Genomic DNA, 17,443 nt, shown 5'->3' on the forward strand with positions numbered 1-17,443 from the left:
CTACTTTGCGCAACAGAGCCCGCAAGATCCGGTAAAATTGTTTTGCGGATTGCGCTGGAGCAATTACACCAACATTACGAATCCTGTCCGCCGCAGAACCAGATGATTGGATAGCGGAATTGTAATATACGTGTATGCATGCTAAGGTAGAGTGAATTGCAATGAGAGAAAGCCTCTTTACCCAATCAAAGCATACTATCCGATAGCTTAGGGTCAGGATGCATAACCAATAAATGACGAGAGAAGCCAGGGCGATGGCTGAGAGGAACACCTTGGGGCATCGGTCATAGCGGGTTGCCACGCGCCTCCAATTCTTGAGCCTGTCGAACATGATCTCGATACGGTTTCGCCGTTTGTAGCGGCGCTTGTCATATTTGACCGATGTCTTCCGCTGCTTCTGGCCTGGAATGCAAGCGCGTATGCCCTTGTCTTGCAAGGCTTCTCTGAACCAGTCGGCGTCGTAGCCTCGGTCTCCGAGCCGCCATTTTACGTTTGGCAGACTGCCCAGCAGAGCTCGCGCGCCGATGTAATCACTGACCTGCCCAGCGGTGACGAACAGGTTCAGCGGCCGACCCTGGCTGTCACAGATGGCGTGCAGCTTGGTGTTCATACCGCCCTTGGTGCGACCGATCAGGCGACCACGTCTCCCGTTTTCGGCAACCATGCTGGTCGCCGTTCGATGTGCCTTGAGGTATGTTGCATCGATCATCACGGTCTTCTCCTCGCCGTGTTCCGCAGCCAGCCCGACCATCATTCGAGCGAAGATGCCCTTCTCGCTCCAACGCTTCCAGCGCTGTAAAGCGTTTCCGGGGCTTACGGCGGCCCCACCGGGGCCACGGTCCCCTTCAACTGTGCGGGCCATAGGCTGCAGGGGCATCTCGGAACCTTAACCCATTGCGGTTGATGAATATTACCCCACTCAGAACGCGCTGGTCATCGACCCGGGGCTTTCCGTGCGACTTCGGAAAGAAAGGATCCAGACGCGCCATTTGCGCGTCGGTCAGCCAGAAAAGATTGCTCATGTCACAGCTCCATTTTCGGAGCCGTGCATCAGGCAGTGCGACCAAAATCAATGCATCCTGACCCTAGGACACTCGGAATACAGCAATGTGGCGCTGGTGATGCTGCGCGGCTGCTGTTATGTTCCACGCCAACACCTAATCGCAGTCACAAGGAAGATCCCGTGCGAGATCTGAAGATCCCGGAACAGCGCCACCCGGAAAAGGCGCATCGTCCCGATAATGCTCAGCCCAAAAAGCCAAGCTGGATTCGCGTGAAAGCGCCGGGCGGCAAGGGTTACGCTGAAACGCATAAGATCATGCGTGAAAATAACCTCGTGACCGTCTGCGAAGAAGCGGGCTGTCCAAACGTCGGCGAATGCTGGAGCCAAGGTCACGCCACCATGATGATCATGGGCGAGATCTGCACCCGGGGCTGCACCTTCTGTAATATTGCGACTGGTCGTCCGGACACGCTCGACGCGTTTGAGCCGGGGCGCGTGGCACATGCGGTGCAAAAGCTCGGTCTCAATCATGTTGTGATTACCTCTGTGGACCGGGACGACCTTGAGGATGGCGGCGCGGAGCATTTTGCCCAGACCATTCGGGCCGTGCGTCACCGTTCGCCTGACACAACGATCGAGATCCTGACCCCGGATTTCCTGAAGTGTGCCCCCGAGGTGCTGGAAACTGTTGTTGAGGCCAAACCGGACGTGTTCAACCACAACCTCGAGACGGTTCCGGGTCTCTATCTCGAAGTGCGTCCTGGTGCGCGCTATTTCCATTCGCTGCGTCTGTTGCAGCGTGTGAAAGAGCTTGATCCGAGCATCTTTACAAAATCAGGCATCATGGTCGGGCTGGGCGAGCAAGCCCCGCAGGTAAAGCAAGTGATGGACGACATGCGCGCTGCTGATGTGGATTTTCTGACCATTGGCCAATACCTTCAGCCGACGCCAAAACACCACGCTGTTGATCGGTTTGTGACGCCCGAAGAGTTCAAATCCTATGAGAAAGCCGCCTATGGCAAAGGGTTCCTGATGGTGTCGGCAACGCCGCTGACCCGGTCGTCCTACCATGCCGGAGATGATTTTGCGCAGCTTCGCGCAGCGCGGAACGCGAAACTCGGCTTGGCATGACGCCCGAACAGCTGGAACGCTTCATATCCCTGCGCCATGAGCTTCACTCTGCACCGGAACTCTCTGGTGCAGAGGGGGCGACGGCCGCACGTGTGGCTGAGATCTTGCAGGCGTATGCACCGGATCAAGTGTTGACCGGCATTGGCGGGCACGGCGTGGCTGCTGTGTTTCTTGGCGGTGAGGCCGGGCCGACGCTCGCCATCCGTTGCGAGCTGGACGCATTGCCGATCCCGGAAGAAACAAACCTAAGCTACGCGTCTCAAGTGGCTGGAAAGGCACATCTTTGCGGCCATGATGGGCATATGGTTATGGTGCTCGCTGTGGCAGAAGCTCTGGCTGAACGACGTCCTCAGAGGGGGCGTGTGGTCTTGATTTTCCAACCGGCTGAGGAAACCGGCGAAGGCGCAATCGCTTATCGTTCTGATCCGAAGTTTGCGGAAATCCCGCCGGATATGGTGCTTTCTCTTCATAATCTACCGGGGCTTGCTATGGGGGCCGTGTCCCTGCCCACAGGGCCTGCGAATTGTGCATCCCGAGGCGCGCGTATCGCGCTTTTCGGGCGCACATCTCATGCGGCTGCCCCACAAGATGGGGTGTCTCCCGCGCCTGTGCTGGCTCAGTTGATGCAGGATCTTGCGACGCTGGGTGCCGGTGGTGACTTGGATGAGGATTACGCGCTAACCACCGTCACTCACGCTAAATTGGGCGAGCCGACCTTTGGTGTCGCCCCCGGCAAGGCGGAGCTTTGGGTGACGCTGCGGACCGTAACTGACGAGAAGATGCAGTCGCTTTCTGATGCGCTTGTTTCCAAGGTTGCGACCCTTGCGGCTGACTATGGCCTGCGCCACGAGATCACCTACCACGATGTGTTTGAGGCGTGCCGAAATGCGCCGGAAGCTGTGAGTGTGATCGAGGACGCTTGCCTTACGGGCGGGGTTCCGATCACCCTGAGTGAACGCCCGCAGGCCTTTTCAGAAGACTTTGGGCAGTTTGGAAAATCCGCCCAAGCGGCAATGTTCTGGCTAGGAGCGGGCGAGAACCATCCGCAACTGCACAATCCGGATTATGACTTTCCCGATACGCTCATTCCGATTGGTTCCGGGATCTTTCTCCGGGCTATTCGCAGTGTCTTGGGCTAGCGATGGCACCGTGACGTCAGTCGACTAACGCATCGATGACGGCCACTGCGCCCACAATTGCGAGTGTGTCTCTGACAACTTCGAAAATTTTTCCATCTTTACGGACATAGCGATGTCCAGCAGGCGGAGGATGTAAGCCCCAGCGCTGATAATCGTCTACGTAATCCCAGCTGCCACTCAGGTACCGGTCATGCGCGTGACGTTTTTTCACCTGACCGGGCGCATAATGGGCTGCGCTGTTCTTGTGGCCCGGTGCCCATTTGGGCGGGCCCGCCACGGCAGCGACGGGCGCGAGGGTTACACTGGCGATAGCAAATCCTGAGACGATTTTAGAGACCGACATGATCCGTTCCTATAAACCTTTGACTACGTCACTACATGTAGCAAGATGCGGAAAGAACCAAATCGCGTGCGCCAGATGTTGCTGGTCCTATACAATGAACTGGCGAGCCTTTGCTTATTGCGACACGGGCGGTCTGCTCAGGTGAAGCGAACCTTGCCGATATAGGGCAGGTTACGATTGCGTTGGGCAAAATCGATTCCGTACCCCACGACAAATTCATCTGGGATCTCGAACCCGATCCAATCAGAGCGGAAATCCACCTCGCGGCGGGAGGGTTTGTCGAGAAGGGCAATGGATTTGAGGCGCGCGGGCTTGCGGCTCTTGAGGAGGGAAATCACGTGATTCAGCGTGTGACCTGTGTCGACGATATCCTCGACCACCAGCACGTCACGCCCTTCAATTGCGCCGCGCAAGTCTTTGAGAATGCGCACCTCTCGGCTGCTTTCCATACCGTCGCCATACGAAGACGCCTCAAGGAAATCCACCTCGATCGGCAGGTCCAGCTCTCGGACCAGATCGGCGATGAACACGAAACTGCCGCGCAACAGGCCCACGACCACCAGCTTGTCTGTGTCGCCAAACTCGGCGGTGATGTCGCCACATAGCTCTTCGATTCGTGCAGCGATGGCCTTGGCCGAGATCATTACATCAATGACATATGGTCGCTCTGACATGCTTGCCCCCTTGAATTTCGCACGCGTTCATAGGACACCACGCGCCACCTGTACAGAAGACGAATTGAGCTGAGATGCCAACACATTCGGAAAACCGACCGATGCCCTATAGCGCCCGGCAGATGTATGATCTGGTGGCGGATGTGGGATCATACCCGAAATTCCTGCCGTGGTGCGCCGCCGCGCGCATCCGCAGCCGCACACCGCAGGGCGCATCCGAGGTGATGGAGGCGGATCTGGTGATTTCCTTCAAGGTGTTTCGTGAACGCTTTGGCAGCCGCGTGGTGCTGCACCCAGATGAACACAAGATCGACACCGAATATCTCGATGGGCCGTTTCGCTATATGAAGTCCAACTGGGCGTTTGCTGATCGCGCGGATGGCGGCTGTGATGTGAGTTTCTTTGTCGATTTCGAGTTCAAGAACGCTGTGTTGCAGGGGATCATCGGTATGGTCTTCAACGAGGCGATGCAGCGGATCGTGCGGGCGTTCGAACGCCGCGCGGCAGAGCTCTATGGTTGAGGATATAAGGCTCTAACAAGGGAATTTTGGCGTTTTAGGCAGTGCGCCGCTCGAGCGCACTCTGGAGCATTGCAAGCGCATGATCCCGGCTGGCAAGGCGCACCTTATCCCGTCCCAACGCGCCAAAATCCACCAGTTCTGTCAGCGTCTCTGCGCCGGATTGCGCTAGGCCGAAACAGACACGCCCTTCGGGTTTGTGCTCTGATCCTCCGGGGCCAGCGATGCCGGTGACGGACACCGCAAAGGTGGTTCCCGCGGCGCGCAACGCGCCTTCGGCCATTTCGCGCGCAGTCTCTTTGCTCACCGCGCCAAAATCCTTGAGTGTTTGGGCACTTACACCAAGCATCTGCATCTTTGCCGCGTTGGAGTAGGTGACGAACCCCCGGTCCACCACCGCAGAGGAGCCGGGAATATCCGTCAGCGCGGTGGCGATCATACCTCCGGTGCAGCTCTCAGCGGTGGCAAGGGTTGCGCCTTGAACTTTAGCAAGGTCCAACAAGGCATTGATATTCATAGCCCAAGCACCCCATGTGAAAACCCCGCCAGAAGGGCGACGCCAATCCCGGCCATGACCCCGGCGATCACATCATCCATCATCACACCAAACGGGCCTTTCTTGCGGTCCGCCCAGCCAACAGGCCCAGGTTTCCAGATGTCGAAGAGGCGAAACAGGATGAAACCTGCAACCCAACCGGGCCAAAGCGCTGTGATATCCAGACCGTGTAGCCACGCAGGCAGCGAGATCGCCCAAAGTGCCAGCATCTGCCCGGCGAGTTCATCCAGCACAAATTCCGATGGATCCAGATCTTCCTGACCGCGAGTCATCTCTGTGGCGGCCCAAAGGCCTACAATGATCGCGAGGATAGTCACCGCTGCCAGCAAAGGAAAGCCACCAGCCACATGCAGCGCATAGGTCAAGGGCAGCGCGACCAGCGATCCCCAAGTTCCGGGGGCAGGGCGTAAATACCCGACACCACAACAGGTTCCAAGGAGTTGTGGAAGTGTCATGCGCGCACCAGCGTTGCGGTGGTAAGTGCCGCAATCCCCTCGCCACGGCCGGTAAAGCCCAGACGTTCGGAGGTTGTGGCCTTCACCGACACGCGGTCGCGATCAAGCCCCATAATCTCGGCCATTTGCGTGCGCATGGTTTCGGCGTGGGGGCCGATTTTGGGAAACTCACAGACCAGCGTGCAGTCGACATTGCTGATGACAAAGCCTTTGGATCGGGCGAGCTCCACCGCATGACGCAGGAAAATCTCCGACGCAGCACCTTTCCACTGCGGGTCGCTTGGCGGGAAGTGACGCCCAATATCGCCCTCCGCCATCGCCCCATAGAGCGCATCCGTCACCGCATGCATGCCCACATCGGCGTCCGAATGGCCCTGTAGGCCGCGGTCATGGGGGACCTTTATGCCGCAGAGGATCACGTGATCACCGGGGCCAAAACGATGCACGTCGTAGCCGTTGCCCAGTCTGATATCCGGAATGCCGTCCATGCTGCTCCTCAATATATGTTCGGCGCGGGCAAAATCCTCGGGCCGGGTGATCTTGATATTGTTGACGTCGCCTTGGGTGATGCGGACGGGCAGCCCCGCCTTGCGCGCGACCTCCACATCGTCTGCCGCCACCTCATCCAGTGCAAGATGCGCCGCAAGGATTGCGTCAAAATGAAACGCCTGCGGGGTTTGCGCGGCAAACAAGGCGTTGCGGTCCTGGGTGCCGGTGACATGGCCCTCGGCCCCAGTCCAAAGCGCATCTGTAACCGCAAGCCCCGGTGCGGCGGCGGGGGCGTGATCCAGAGCGGCGAGTGTTTCATGGATCACCTGCGTGCTCACACAGGGGCGCGCAGCATCGTGGATCAGGACACGCGTGATGCCGCGATCCTTGAGCGCGATCAATCCGTTGCGGACCGAGGTTGACCGATCAGCGCCGCCATCGGCGTGGAGAAGGTTATCGTAACCTGCGAGCGCCTCCGCCGCGTGCTCATTCTCCGGATCGCGCACCACCATGATCGTGTCGCAGCCCGCACGTTTGAACGCTGCGATGGTCCAGTCGATCACCCGCTGTCCGGCCAAGGGGCGCCATTGTTTGGCGATGTCGCCGCCGGCGCGGGTTCCTTTGCCAGCGGCAACAATCAAAACGGCGATGGTCATGGCGAGAGACACGTCCTGAGCTGGGGCAATCTTTCGGCGTGTTTACGGTGCGGTGGATAAACTGGCAACGCCCCGAGGTGAAATGCACAAAAATTAGGCAATACACCCGATATGCCGGGCTGGAATGGCGTGTTGGAATGGAGCATAGCTCCGTTTCAAGCTAATAAACACTCATATGCACAAGGATTAAGCATTTGTCCTTCTCAGTCGGACCCACACATCTCGATCCTCCCGTGGCGCTGGCGCCGATGGCTGGCATCACGGATCGTCCCTTTCGCGATCTGGTGCGCTCTTTTGGTGCGGGCCTCGTGGTGAGCGAAATGGTCGCTAGTCAGGAAATGGTGCAGGCCAAGCCCGGCGTGCGCGAGAAGGCAGAACTGAGCGCGGATGTGGAAAATACCTCCGTCCAGATCGCTGGACGAGAGGCCTATTGGATGGCCGAGGCCGCGCGGCGGGTCGCGGGCAGCGGGGCGCGTATGATCGACATCAATATGGGCTGCCCGGCCAAGAAGGTAACGAACGGGTATTCCGGCTCGGCGCTCCTGAAGACGCCGGATCACGCGCTGTCGCTCATTGAGGCAGTGGTCAAGGCCGTCGATGTGCCCGTCACGTTGAAAACCCGGCTCGGCTGGGATGACAATTGTCTGAATGCTGCAGATGTGGCGCGCCGGGCGCAAGACGCCGGGGTGCAGATGGTCACCATCCACGGCCGCACGCGCTGCCAGTTTTACAAGGGGCAGGCCGATTGGGCGGCGATTGCCGAGGTTCGGAACGCGATCTCCGTGCCGCTGCTGGCCAATGGCGACATTGTCGATGCAGCCACTGCGCGGCAGGCGTTGCGTGCCTCGGGCGCAGATGGCGTGATGATCGGGCGAGGCGTGCAAGGCAAGCCTTGGCTGCTGGCTCAGGTCGCACATGAACTCTGGGGCAGTGCTGCGCCTGATATTCCCATCCAAGGGGATTTTGTCGACATGGTATCAGGGCACTACGAGGCTATGTTGGCGTTTTATGGCAACGACCTAGGCCTGCGTGTCGCGCGCAAACATCTGGGTTGGTATATGGATGAGGCAGGCACACCATCAGCCCTGCGACGTGAGGTTCTAACAGCCAAAAGCCCGGCAGAGGTGCTGCGCTTGCTGCCTGCAGCATTGCAGGATCAGACGCAGGAGGATGCCGCATGAATGCTGCAAATGGTCCTCACAGCACCGATTGCGCCATCTGGGCGTCGCTGCCCGTGCCAGCCTTTCTGGTGGATGCAGAAAACTGCATTGCCGATGTGAACTCTGCCGCCGAAGGATTTATCAATTCGTCGCGTAAATCCCTGATCGGGCAGAAGATATGGCAACGGGTGGCGATTGAGTCATCCATCGAAATCGCGTTCGATAAGGCCCGCGTGCAGGGCACGCCGCTGTTTGTAAATGACGTAGATGTAGGCGCGCGCGAACGGGCGCCGTTGCAATGCGCGGTGCAGATTGCGCCGTTGCACGGACACCCCGGCCATATGCTCTTGATGCTGTCACCGCGCGAGCTGGCGGGGCGGATGACACAGACCCATTCGGCAAAATCCGCTGCCCAATCGGCCATCGGCATGGCAGAGATGCTCGCGCATGAAATCAAGAATCCATTGGCGGGGATCACCGGTGCGGCGCAGCTGTTGAGCATGAACCTCGCGCCTGATGACCTTGAACTTACAGACCTAATCGTGAGTGAGAGCCGCCGTATCGTAAAGCTGCTTGAACAGGTGGAGCAATTCGGAAACCTCTCGGAGCCCGATTTCAAACCCGTCAACCTGCATGATGTTCTGGACCGCGCGCGCCGCTCGGCCCTGTTGGGGTTTGGCGCCCATATGAAGATCATCGAGAAATACGACCCCTCGCTGCCACTGGCATGGGGAGACCCGGATCAGTTGTTGCAGGTGGTGCTGAACCTCTTGAAGAACGCCTCCGAGGCGGCGGGAACGACGGGTGGCACCATCACGGTACGCACCTTCTACGAGCATTCCTTCCGCCTGCGTCGCAGCGATGGGCAAGGCAAGCTGTTGCCGCTCCAGATCGAGATCAGCGACGACGGACCCGGCCTGCCGGAGAGTATTCGCGAGGACATCTTTGAACCCTTCGTCTCCGGCAAGGAGAACGGCACCGGCCTTGGTCTGGCTCTGGTCAGCAAGATTATCGGCGATCACAACGGCTGGATATCGGTGCGTTCGGAACCCGGTAATACAACCTTCAGACTGTCTCTTTCGCGCGTTCCGCGTGAGCAAAAATAACTCAGGAGAACAAAGACATGGACGGCACCGTTCTTGTGGCAGATGACGACCGTACGATCCGCACTGTCCTCACCCAGGCGCTGACCCGGGCGGGCTGCAAGGTCCATGCGACCTCCTCTTTGACGACCTTGATGCGTTGGGTCGGTGAAGGCAAAGGTGATGTGGTGATCTCGGATGTGATGATGCCCGACGGCAATGGGCTGGAGATGCTGCCGAAGATCGCACAGGATCGCCCGGGATTGCCAGTCATCGTGATTTCAGCACAAAACACGATCATGACGGCCATCAAGGCGGCCGAGGCCGAGGCCTATGATTACCTGCCCAAGCCCTTTGACTTGCCCGAACTGATGAAGCGCACGGCAAAGGCGCTGACTGAAAAGCGAACCGCTCAAGTCCCCGGTCAGATCAATGTACCGGAAGAGCGTCCAGATGAGCTGCCGCTGGTGGGACGCACAGAGGTGATGCAGACGCTTTATCGGTTGATTGCGCGCGTGATGAACACGGATATGCCGCTGTTGATCACCGGCGAAAGTGGCACCGGTAAATCGTTGATTGCACGGGCTATTCATGACTTTTCTGATCGTCGCACCTTGCCATTTGTGGTGGCCGAGGCGTCAGACCTGATTGAACTGGAAGGGCCATCCCGCCTACTTGGTCAGGTGAAGGGCGGAACGCTTTTGATTGATGAGTTGGTGGATCTGACCGATGAGGCGCAGGCGCGTTTGGTTCGGATGATGGATTCGCCCGGCGATCATGCACCACGGTTCATCGCAACCTCCAGTCAGCAAGATCTTGCTGAACAGCTCGAGGCAGGGGCGTTGCGGCAGGATCTCTATTACCGAATTTGCGGAACAGAGCTCTCTGTGCCAGCACTGCGAGAGCGTGTCGAAGACATTGCACTGTTGAGCGAACATTTCCTCTTGCGGGCCGAAACTGAAGGCGCTGCCCGACGTATCCTGAGCGATGACGCGCGCGATCTTTTGCGGCACTACGCATGGCCCGGCAACGTCCGTCAGTTGGAAAATACTGTTAAAAGACTGTCTCTTACCGCGAGAAGTGACGTGATCAGCAAGGCTGAAGTCGCGGCTGCATTAGGCCCCCAGAGCACCGGCGTTGAACCGGTTATGGGGGGCGGCGCGAACAATGAGAAACTCTCCGAATCTGTCGCACGACATTTGCAGAGATATTTCGATTTGCATGGCGACATGCTGCCGCCTCCGGGGCTTTATGCGCGTCTTTTGCGTGAAGTTGAGACGCCACTGATTGAGATTGCACTGGCTGCAACTGGCGGAAATCAGGCGAAATGCGCAGATCTGCTGGGGATTAACCGGAATACATTGCGCAAGAAAATCACTGACCTCGATATTGAGGTGACACGCCGCCGCAAACTGATGTAATATCGCCACAGGAGCGTTGCTAAGTCGCCAGAAGGCGCATGGGGTAACGCGAAATCATGTGGTGAGCGGAAAACGCTCAACATCAACTGGGGGCAGTCGGTGGCGCAGATGTCACATATCCGCTCGGTGTATCTTTGGCTTGGGGCCCTAGATCGCTGGCGAAAGACGCGTCGGGCGCGCAATATCACCACGCTTGGTCTGGTGCTGCTTGGGCCAATCATGGCGCTGGCAACTTTCCTTGTGATCGGTCCACTTAGTCAGGACGCAAGCTCTCCGGCGATGCGTCTGATCCTTCTGGCGGATCTCGTCTATGTTCTGTCGATCACTGCATTGGTGCTGAGCCAAATCGGTCGTTTGATTGCAGCGAGGCGCGAGAAGTCTGCTGGATCGCGTCTGCACCTTCGCCTCATTGGCGCGTTTGCCTTTCTTGCCTTGGTTCCAACGGTCACGGTTGCGGTATTTGCTGTTTTGACGGTGAATGTCGGGCTTGAGGGGTGGTTTTCCGAGCGCGTGCGCGATGTGATCGGAAACTCCGTAAAAGCTGCAGAAGCCTACGAACGGCAGCAACGTCAGGATCTGGAACAAGACGCAATTGCGCTCGCCCGGTTTTTGGACCGGAGTCGCCGGAACAATTTCTTCATGAGCGACGGGCAGTTACGGCAGGTTCTTTCGCAAGGACAGTTGCAAATTCAGCGTGGCTTGAAAGAGGCCTATGTGGTCAACGGCACCGGTGCAATTCAGACCCGGGGTGAGCGATCCTATGAGTTTGATTTCGAAAAGCCCACGGATCAGGAAATTGCATCAGCCGAGGCAAATGAGCTCCACGTTATTCAGGATTGGGACAACAGCGAGTTTCGCGCACTGGTCCGCCTGAACGCCTTTGTCGACCGGTATCTCTATGTCAGCCGTGAGGTGGACGGTGAGTTGTTGAATCTGTTGGATGACACGCAGGAAACAGCGCATCTCTACCAACAACTCGAAAGTGAACGCGGGCGCGTGTTGTTTGAGTTTGGTCTGCTCTACCTCGGCTTTGCGGTGATCCTAATTCTTGCTGCGATGTGGCTGGGCATGTGGTTTGCGGAACGGCTGTCACGCCCGGTTGGGCGATTGACCGTTGCGGCGCAACGGGTGGGTGCCGGGAACCTCAGTGTTCAGGTTGTCGAGGAAAACGGAGACGACGAGATTGCGCAATTGGGGCGCTATTTCAACCAGATGACCCAACAACTTCAGGCGCAACGTGAAACACTTTTGGAAAACACGCGCCAAATCGAACAGCGCCGTCGTCTGTTTGACTCGGTGTTGTCGTCGGTGACGTCTGGTGTGGTTGGGCTGGATGCCAAAGGCTGTGTGACCTTTGTGAACACTTCCGCAAAGCGCTTGCTGGATTGGCGGGAAGATCAGAAATCTCTGGCGCTTGCTGTGGCGATTCCAGAATTTGGGCCGCTGTTTGATGATCTGATTCAGGGCGGCACCAGCACGGCGCAGGGTGAGATCAAGGTGACCCGGCAGGGGCGTCTCGAAAATCTTCTGGTGCGGATGGCGCGGCGGCATGCGGGTGACGACAAACTCGAAGGATATGTGGTTGCGTTCGACGACGTGACGGATCTTGTCAGCGCGCAGCGTATGGCGGCATGGGGCGATGTTGCGCGCCGCATTGCGCATGAGATCAAGAACCCCTTGACGCCTATTCAACTAAGCGCAGAACGTATCAAACGAAAATTCGCGCCGAAACTTGGCGAAGAGCACAGTGATCAATTGCAATCCATGACAGACGTAATCGTGCGTCAAACCAATGATCTACGCCGCATCGTTGATGAGTTTTCCAAATTTGCGCGGATGCCTGAACCGGATCGCCATGAAGAGGACCTAGGCAAGCTTGTGCAGAGCGCGGTGCTATTGCAGCAGGCGGGCCAGCCGGATTTGAAGATCAAAGCGGATATTCCCGATCATCCGATGTGTGTGGATGTGGATGCCACGATGATCGGTCAGGCGCTGACAAACCTGATCAAGAACGCTGGGGAAGCCACGGAAACCCTTCGTAAAAAGGGCGTAGAAGATACCTACGCCCCTGAAATTCGGGTGTCGGTCACAAGTGATGAGAACGGACATGAAATCACTATCGCGGACAATGGGATCGGATTGCCCGCGGACCGGGCGCGATTGTTCGAACCCTATGTGACCACCCGCGACGAGGGCACCGGTCTGGGGTTGCCGATCGTGAAGAAAATTATCGAAGAGCATGGTGGCAGTTTGGTGCTTGAAGACGCACCCATCTTTGACGGGATGAGCCACCGGGGCGCTATGGCGGTGATCCGCCTTCCGGCACTGACGCCGGGAAATATCGTCCATAAACAAACCATAGTAGCAGGGCTGACATGAGTGATATTCTGATTGTTGACGATGAACGTGACATCCGGGAACTGGTTTCGGACATTCTCGAGGATGAAAGCTATGCAACGCGAAAAGCGGCCAACTCTGAAGAGTGTATGGCTGCATTTGAGGATGCGCCGCCCGCGCTGCTGATTTTGGATATCTGGCTTAAAGACAGCCAGATGGATGGGATCGACATTCTGAAGACCGTGAAACGCGACTACCCCGAGGTGCCGGTCGTCATCATTTCAGGTCACGGTAACATCGAGATTGCTGTCGCTGCGATTAAGCAGGGCGCTTATGATTTTATCGAAAAACCCTTTAATATCGATCAGTTGATGGTCGTTATTCGCCGCGCGATGGAAACCTCGCGTCTGCGGCGCGAGAACACGGACCTCAGGCGCAAGGATGTGGGCGCGACGGATATGGTGGGAACCTCTCCGGCGTTTCGTGCGCTCACCAGCCAACTTGACAAGGTTACCAAATCCAATGGCCGCGTGATGCTGACCGGTCCGGCGGGCAGCGGCAAGGAAGTGGCCGCACGCTATATCCATGCCAATTCCAACCGCGCCAGCGCGCCCTTTATCACGGTGAACTGCGCCAGCATCGAGCCTGAGCGCATGGAGGATGTGCTCTTTGGCCGCGAGGGCAGTGAACGCGGTGTAGAGCCGGGCCTCCTGGAGCAAGCGGATGGCGGTGTGATCTTCTTTGACGAGGTCGCGGATATGCCCTCCGGCACCCAATCCAAGATCCTGCGCGTTTTGGTGGATCAACAGTTCGTCCGCGTCGGTGGCACGGATAAGGTAAAGGTCGATCTGAGGGTGGTCTCGGCGACAAATCGTGACCTTGAACAGGAAATCAAGGATGGGAACTTTCGCCAAGAGTTGTATCACCGCCTGAACGTGGTTCCGATTTGCGTCCCATCACTGGCGGATCGTCGCGAAGACATCCCGCTTCTTGCCGAATACTTCATCGAAGGGTTCAACCAGAGCCAAGGCTTGCCGCTGCGTGAGTTGAGTGAGGACGCGGTCGCCTTGATGCAGACCATGACGTGGCCGGGGAACGTGCGTCAGCTTAAGAACCTCGTGGAACGTGTTCTTATTCTCGGCGATACGACCGATCCCATTCAGGCCAAAGACCTGCCCAGCGAGGAGGAAAAGGTCGAAACGGAGGGGCGCGTGGTTCTTTCGGGTGCACTGGCGACCTTGCCCTTGCGTGAGGCGCGTGAAGCCTTTGAACGCGAATACCTGCTCACTCAGATCAATCGGTTTGGCGGTAATATCAGCCGTACGGCGTCTTTTGTTGGCATGGAACGCTCGGCGCTGCACCGAAAGCTTAAATCGCTCGGTGTGGTGACATCCAACAAGGCTGGGGCCCGCGTGGCACGGGTCGAGAATGAAGAAGAGACGGAAGAAACGGCATAAACAAGGGGCAGGCCCGGCTTGTGCCGGGACAATTGAATTGACCATGCCGGAACCATCTGGCATGCAAATCAGGCAGTCCAGCGCCCGGAGAGCGGTCTATGAAAGTTATCATCTGTGGAGCCGGGCAGGTCGGTTGGCAGATCGCGCGGCATTTGTCGGGCGAACACAACGATGTCACGGTCGTCGACAACAATCCTGATCTGGTGCGCCGAGCGACAGATACCCTTGATGTTCAAGGGATTGCGGGCTTTGCTTCATATCCGGATGTGTTGGATCGGGCAGGGGCGCGGGACGCGGATATGATCATTGCCGCAACCCACTCGGATGAGGTGAACATGGTCACCTGTCAGGTGGCGCATTCGGTCTTTGCCATTCAACGCAAGATCGCGCGCCTGCGGGCCAAAAGCTATCTAAACGCAATTTACTCTGATCTCTATCGTCGCGACCATCTGCCGATTGACGTGGTCATCAGCCCGGAGCGAGAGGTTGCCGCCGCTGCGATGCAACGTCTGCGCGCGCCTGCGGCCTTTGACACCGAAGTATTTATGGACGGTCGCGCACAGCTGTTGGGCATTCACGTCGAGGAAGATTGCCCGGTTGTGAACACACCCTTGCGGCAGCTCACCGAGCTGTTCTCGACCTTGCGCGCCATTGTTGTGGGTATTCGCCGCGATGGAACGCTTTTTGCGCCGGAGCCGGGCGATCAGCTGTTTGTTGGGGACGCGGCCTATGTGTTCTGCCACGCTGATGACGTGAGCCGCACCATGGAAGTCTTTGGTAAAACAGAGAAACGTCAGGAACGTGTGGTGATTGTCGGCGGTGGTAACGTGGGGCTAGAGGTCGCCAAGGCACTGGAGGCGCGCACCGGTCGCACCCGTGCCAAGATGATCGAGAAAAGCCGCAAACACGCCGAAATTGCCGCCGAAGCATTGGAGCGCACGATTGTTCTGAACGGTGATGGTCTGGACCGGGGCCTGATGATCGAGGCGGGGATCGACAAGGCCGACGCCATGCTTGCGGTGACCGATGATGATAAAACCAATATGCTGGCAGCGGTCCGCGCCAAAACCGAGGGCTGTCCCTTTGCAATTGCCCTGATCAACGACCCAACGCTTCTGCCGTTGCTGCCGCATTTGGGAATCGACGCGCACATCAACCCGCGGGCAACCACCGTCAGCTCTATCTTGCGCCACATCCGTTATGGCCGCATCCGGCAGGTGTACTCGATTGGTGACGCAGAGGCGGAGGTGATCGAGACCGAGGTCCTTTCGACCTCGCCTATGGCAGGTCAGGCCATTCGCGATATCGACTTCCCCGAAGGTGTTCTGGTCGGTGCTGTCAGCAAAAACGGCGAAGTGGTGCGCCCAAGCGGGGGCCTCCGGATCGAGGCTGGCGATACCATCGCGCTCTTTGCCATGGCCGCAGATGTGCGCGAGGTTGAGCGCCTCATGCAGGTCTCGATCGACTACTTCTAGCATGAAGCGCCGTCCCCTGTCCCAAGTCCGCGGTATCTTGCGGTTGCCGCTGTTGCTGCTCATCTGGGGGGTGTTTGCAATCGCCATGTGGATCCCGGCAGTGTATGCGGTGATCGTGGACGACCACCAAACCTCGCAGAGTTTCTTTTATTCCGGGATCGTTGGGCTGACCTTGGTGACGTTCGTGGGGTTGTCGATTTCCAATCGGGTACCGCGATATGGGATGCCCGGCCAGCTGATGACCTTGCTGGCAACCTTTGTGTTTTTGCCCCTGTACCTTGCGATTCCACTGCAGGATGCTTTGCAAAACACAAGCTACCTGAACGCCTACTTCGATATGGTCAGTGCGTTGACCACCACCGGCGCGGATATCTTCGATCGTCCCGGGAGGGTACCGCAATCGGTGCATCTGTGGCGCGTATTGGTCGCGTGGCTGGGTGGCATGTTCATGTGGATCGCGGCATCTGCAGTTCTGGCGCCGTTGTCGCTTGGCGGGTTTGAGGTCACAACCCGCGCCGAGCCGGGCCGCAGCGATGCGATTTTGCGCGAAAGCCAGCGTCCCGATCCGCGCCGTAAGCTGATCCTCGTAACCCGGGCGCTGGCGCCGGTTTACGCGGGGCTGACCTTCGCATTGGCGCTGTTGCTGATGCTCTGTGGCGAGAGTGGGCTGGTCGCGGTGAGCCATGCGATGTCGATTATGGCGACCTCTGGTCTTTCGCCGATTGGCGGAATTGGCGCAGCTCAATCGGGACTCGCAGGTGAGATGGTGATGTTCCTCTTCCTGCTGTTTGCCTTGTCGCGCTTGACATTTTCCAGCGACACGGTCGCGGTTGGGCATGGGCGTCTCGACAAAGACCCCGAGTTCCGGACCGGCATGCTGATCATCATCGGGGTGCCGATGCTTTTGTTCTTGCGCCACTGGATTGCTGCGCTGGAGGTCAATGCATCGGACGATTGGACCATGGCGCTGGCGTCCTTTTGGGGCGCGCTGTTCACCGTCACCTCGTTTCTGACCACCAACGGATTCGAGAGCGCATATTGGTTCAGCGCGCAGGAATGGTCCGGGTTGGAAACACCGGGAATGATCCTGCTAGGGCTGGCGGTGATGGGCGGCGGTGTTGCCACCACTGCGGGGGGCGTGAAGCTGCTGCGTGTTTATGCGCTCTACCTCAATGGTCTGCGTGAAATGGAGCGATTGGTCCTGCCGTCATCTGTCAGCGGAGAAGGGCGTGGCAACAGACGCCTGCAAAGCAACGGTGCTTTTGTGGCGTGGATCTTTTTCATGCTGTTCGCGCTGTCGCTGACGCTGATCTCGGTGGCGCTGTCGGCTTTTGGTATTCCCTTTGAGCAGGCGATGATTCTCACCGTTGCGGGGCTGTCGACAACTGGTCCGCTGATCGAGGCGGCTGGGCAGGTTCCGATTGAGCTAAACCTGATGGATGCGCCTGCAAAGCTGATCTTGTGTTTCGCAATGGTTTTGGGGCGTCTTGAAACGCTGGCCATTATTGCGCTTCTGTCGCCCAATCTCTGGCGCAACTGACACAAAC

At 58.0% G+C, this 17,443-nt stretch carries 16 protein-coding genes and 1 pseudogene; 11 read left to right on the forward strand and 6 right to left on the reverse strand.

What is annotated here, in order from left to right:
• Positions 1–42 precede the first annotated feature (42 nt).
• Entirely contained in the window at positions 43–114 is a 72-nt protein-coding gene (locus tag UB90_RS23105) for a hypothetical protein (RefSeq protein WP_235859301.1), read from the forward strand.
• A gap of 109 nt (positions 115–223) precedes the next feature.
• Here UB90_RS23105 and UB90_RS22510 read toward each other — a convergent pair.
• Positions 224–1,022: pseudogene (locus UB90_RS22510) on the reverse strand (IS5 family transposase); the annotation flags it as partial.
• 161 nt (positions 1,023–1,183) lie between these two features.
• On the opposite strand from UB90_RS22510, the gene lipA reads away from it, so the two are divergent.
• A complete protein-coding gene (gene lipA / locus UB90_RS13540; RefSeq protein ID WP_009176405.1) occupies positions 1,184–2,134 on the forward strand; it encodes a lipoyl synthase in 951 nt (316 codons plus the stop codon).
• The gene (locus UB90_RS13545; RefSeq protein WP_065324102.1) at positions 2,131–3,273 is read left to right on the forward strand and encodes an amidohydrolase; all 1,143 of its coding nucleotides are present in this window, start codon (positions 2,131–2,133) and stop codon (positions 3,271–3,273) included. The genes lipA and UB90_RS13545 overlap by 4 nt, the downstream gene beginning before the upstream one ends.
• A 16-nt stretch (positions 3,274–3,289) precedes the next feature.
• On the opposite strand, the gene UB90_RS13550 is transcribed toward UB90_RS13545, so the two are convergent.
• Together UB90_RS13550 and hpt are read right to left on the reverse strand one after the other, a co-directional pair.
• Positions 3,290–3,616 (reverse strand): RcnB family protein, encoded by a 327-nt coding sequence (locus tag UB90_RS13550; RefSeq protein WP_065324101.1) that lies wholly within the window; start codon positions 3,614–3,616, stop codon positions 3,290–3,292.
• 137 nt (positions 3,617–3,753) lie between these two features.
• Positions 3,754–4,290 (reverse strand): hypoxanthine phosphoribosyltransferase, encoded by a 537-nt coding sequence (gene hpt, locus UB90_RS13555; protein ID WP_005611621.1) that lies wholly within the window; start codon positions 4,288–4,290, stop codon positions 3,754–3,756.
• 74 nt (positions 4,291–4,364) lie between these two features.
• Between hpt and UB90_RS13560 the strand changes: the two genes are divergently transcribed.
• Positions 4,365–4,811 carry a type II toxin-antitoxin system RatA family toxin gene (locus tag UB90_RS13560; RefSeq protein WP_065324100.1) on the forward strand — a complete coding sequence of 149 codons (447 nt, stop codon included), beginning with the start codon at positions 4,365–4,367 and terminating at the stop codon, positions 4,809–4,811.
• A 34-nt stretch (positions 4,812–4,845) separates the two neighbouring features.
• On the opposite strand, the gene UB90_RS13565 is transcribed toward UB90_RS13560, so the two are convergent.
• From UB90_RS13565 to UB90_RS13575, 3 genes are read right to left on the reverse strand one after another with little or no spacing between them, the layout of a single operon-like run.
• On the reverse strand, positions 4,846–5,325 hold the full coding sequence (locus tag UB90_RS13565; protein ID WP_065324099.1) for a CinA family protein: 480 nt from the start codon (positions 5,323–5,325) through the stop codon (positions 4,846–4,848).
• Positions 5,322–5,819, reverse strand: coding sequence for a phosphatidylglycerophosphatase A family protein (locus UB90_RS13570; protein ID WP_065324098.1), 498 nt, complete (start codon positions 5,817–5,819; stop codon positions 5,322–5,324). The genes UB90_RS13565 and UB90_RS13570 overlap by 4 nt, the downstream gene beginning before the upstream one ends.
• On the reverse strand, positions 5,816–6,964 hold the full coding sequence (locus tag UB90_RS13575) for a bifunctional 2-C-methyl-D-erythritol 4-phosphate cytidylyltransferase/2-C-methyl-D-erythritol 2,4-cyclodiphosphate synthase (protein ID WP_065324097.1): 1,149 nt from the start codon (positions 6,962–6,964) through the stop codon (positions 5,816–5,818). The genes UB90_RS13570 and UB90_RS13575 overlap by 4 nt, the downstream gene beginning before the upstream one ends.
• Before the next feature lie 194 nt (positions 6,965–7,158).
• On the opposite strand from UB90_RS13575, the gene dusB reads away from it, so the two are divergent.
• The 7 genes from dusB (at position 7,159) to UB90_RS13610 (ending at position 17,436) form a co-directional block, all read left to right on the forward strand.
• Positions 7,159–8,145, forward strand: a complete 987-nt coding sequence (gene dusB, locus UB90_RS13580; protein ID WP_065324096.1) for a tRNA dihydrouridine synthase DusB — start codon at positions 7,159–7,161, stop codon at positions 8,143–8,145.
• Complete coding sequence (locus tag UB90_RS13585) at positions 8,142–9,230, forward strand: two-component system sensor histidine kinase NtrB (RefSeq protein WP_009176180.1); 1,089 nt, start codon at positions 8,142–8,144, stop codon at positions 9,228–9,230. Before dusB ends, UB90_RS13585 begins: the two co-directional genes overlap by 4 nt.
• A 17-nt stretch (positions 9,231–9,247) precedes the next feature.
• Complete coding sequence (locus UB90_RS13590) at positions 9,248–10,627, forward strand: response regulator (RefSeq protein WP_065324095.1); 1,380 nt, start codon at positions 9,248–9,250, stop codon at positions 10,625–10,627.
• A gap of 99 nt (positions 10,628–10,726) precedes the next feature.
• The gene (locus UB90_RS13595; protein ID WP_065324094.1) at positions 10,727–13,006 is read left to right on the forward strand and encodes a sensor histidine kinase NtrY-like; all 2,280 of its coding nucleotides are present in this window, start codon (positions 10,727–10,729) and stop codon (positions 13,004–13,006) included.
• A complete protein-coding gene (gene ntrX / locus UB90_RS13600; RefSeq protein ID WP_009176688.1) occupies positions 13,003–14,421 on the forward strand; it encodes a nitrogen assimilation response regulator NtrX in 1,419 nt (472 codons plus the stop codon). Before UB90_RS13595 ends, ntrX begins: the two co-directional genes overlap by 4 nt.
• A gap of 98 nt (positions 14,422–14,519) precedes the next feature.
• Positions 14,520–15,896: a Trk system potassium transporter TrkA gene (trkA, locus tag UB90_RS13605; protein WP_009176502.1), complete on the forward strand. Its 1,377-nt coding sequence runs from the start codon at positions 14,520–14,522 to the stop codon at positions 15,894–15,896.
• Between the two features lies 1 nt (position 15,897).
• Positions 15,898–17,436 (forward strand): TrkH family potassium uptake protein, encoded by a 1,539-nt coding sequence (locus UB90_RS13610; RefSeq protein WP_065324093.1) that lies wholly within the window; start codon positions 15,898–15,900, stop codon positions 17,434–17,436.
• Positions 17,437–17,443 lie beyond the last annotated feature (7 nt).

Origin of the sequence: Tritonibacter mobilis (genome assembly GCF_001681715.1) — a bacterium.
In the GTDB taxonomy this organism is placed as follows: domain Bacteria; phylum Pseudomonadota; class Alphaproteobacteria; order Rhodobacterales; family Rhodobacteraceae; genus Epibacterium; species Epibacterium mobile.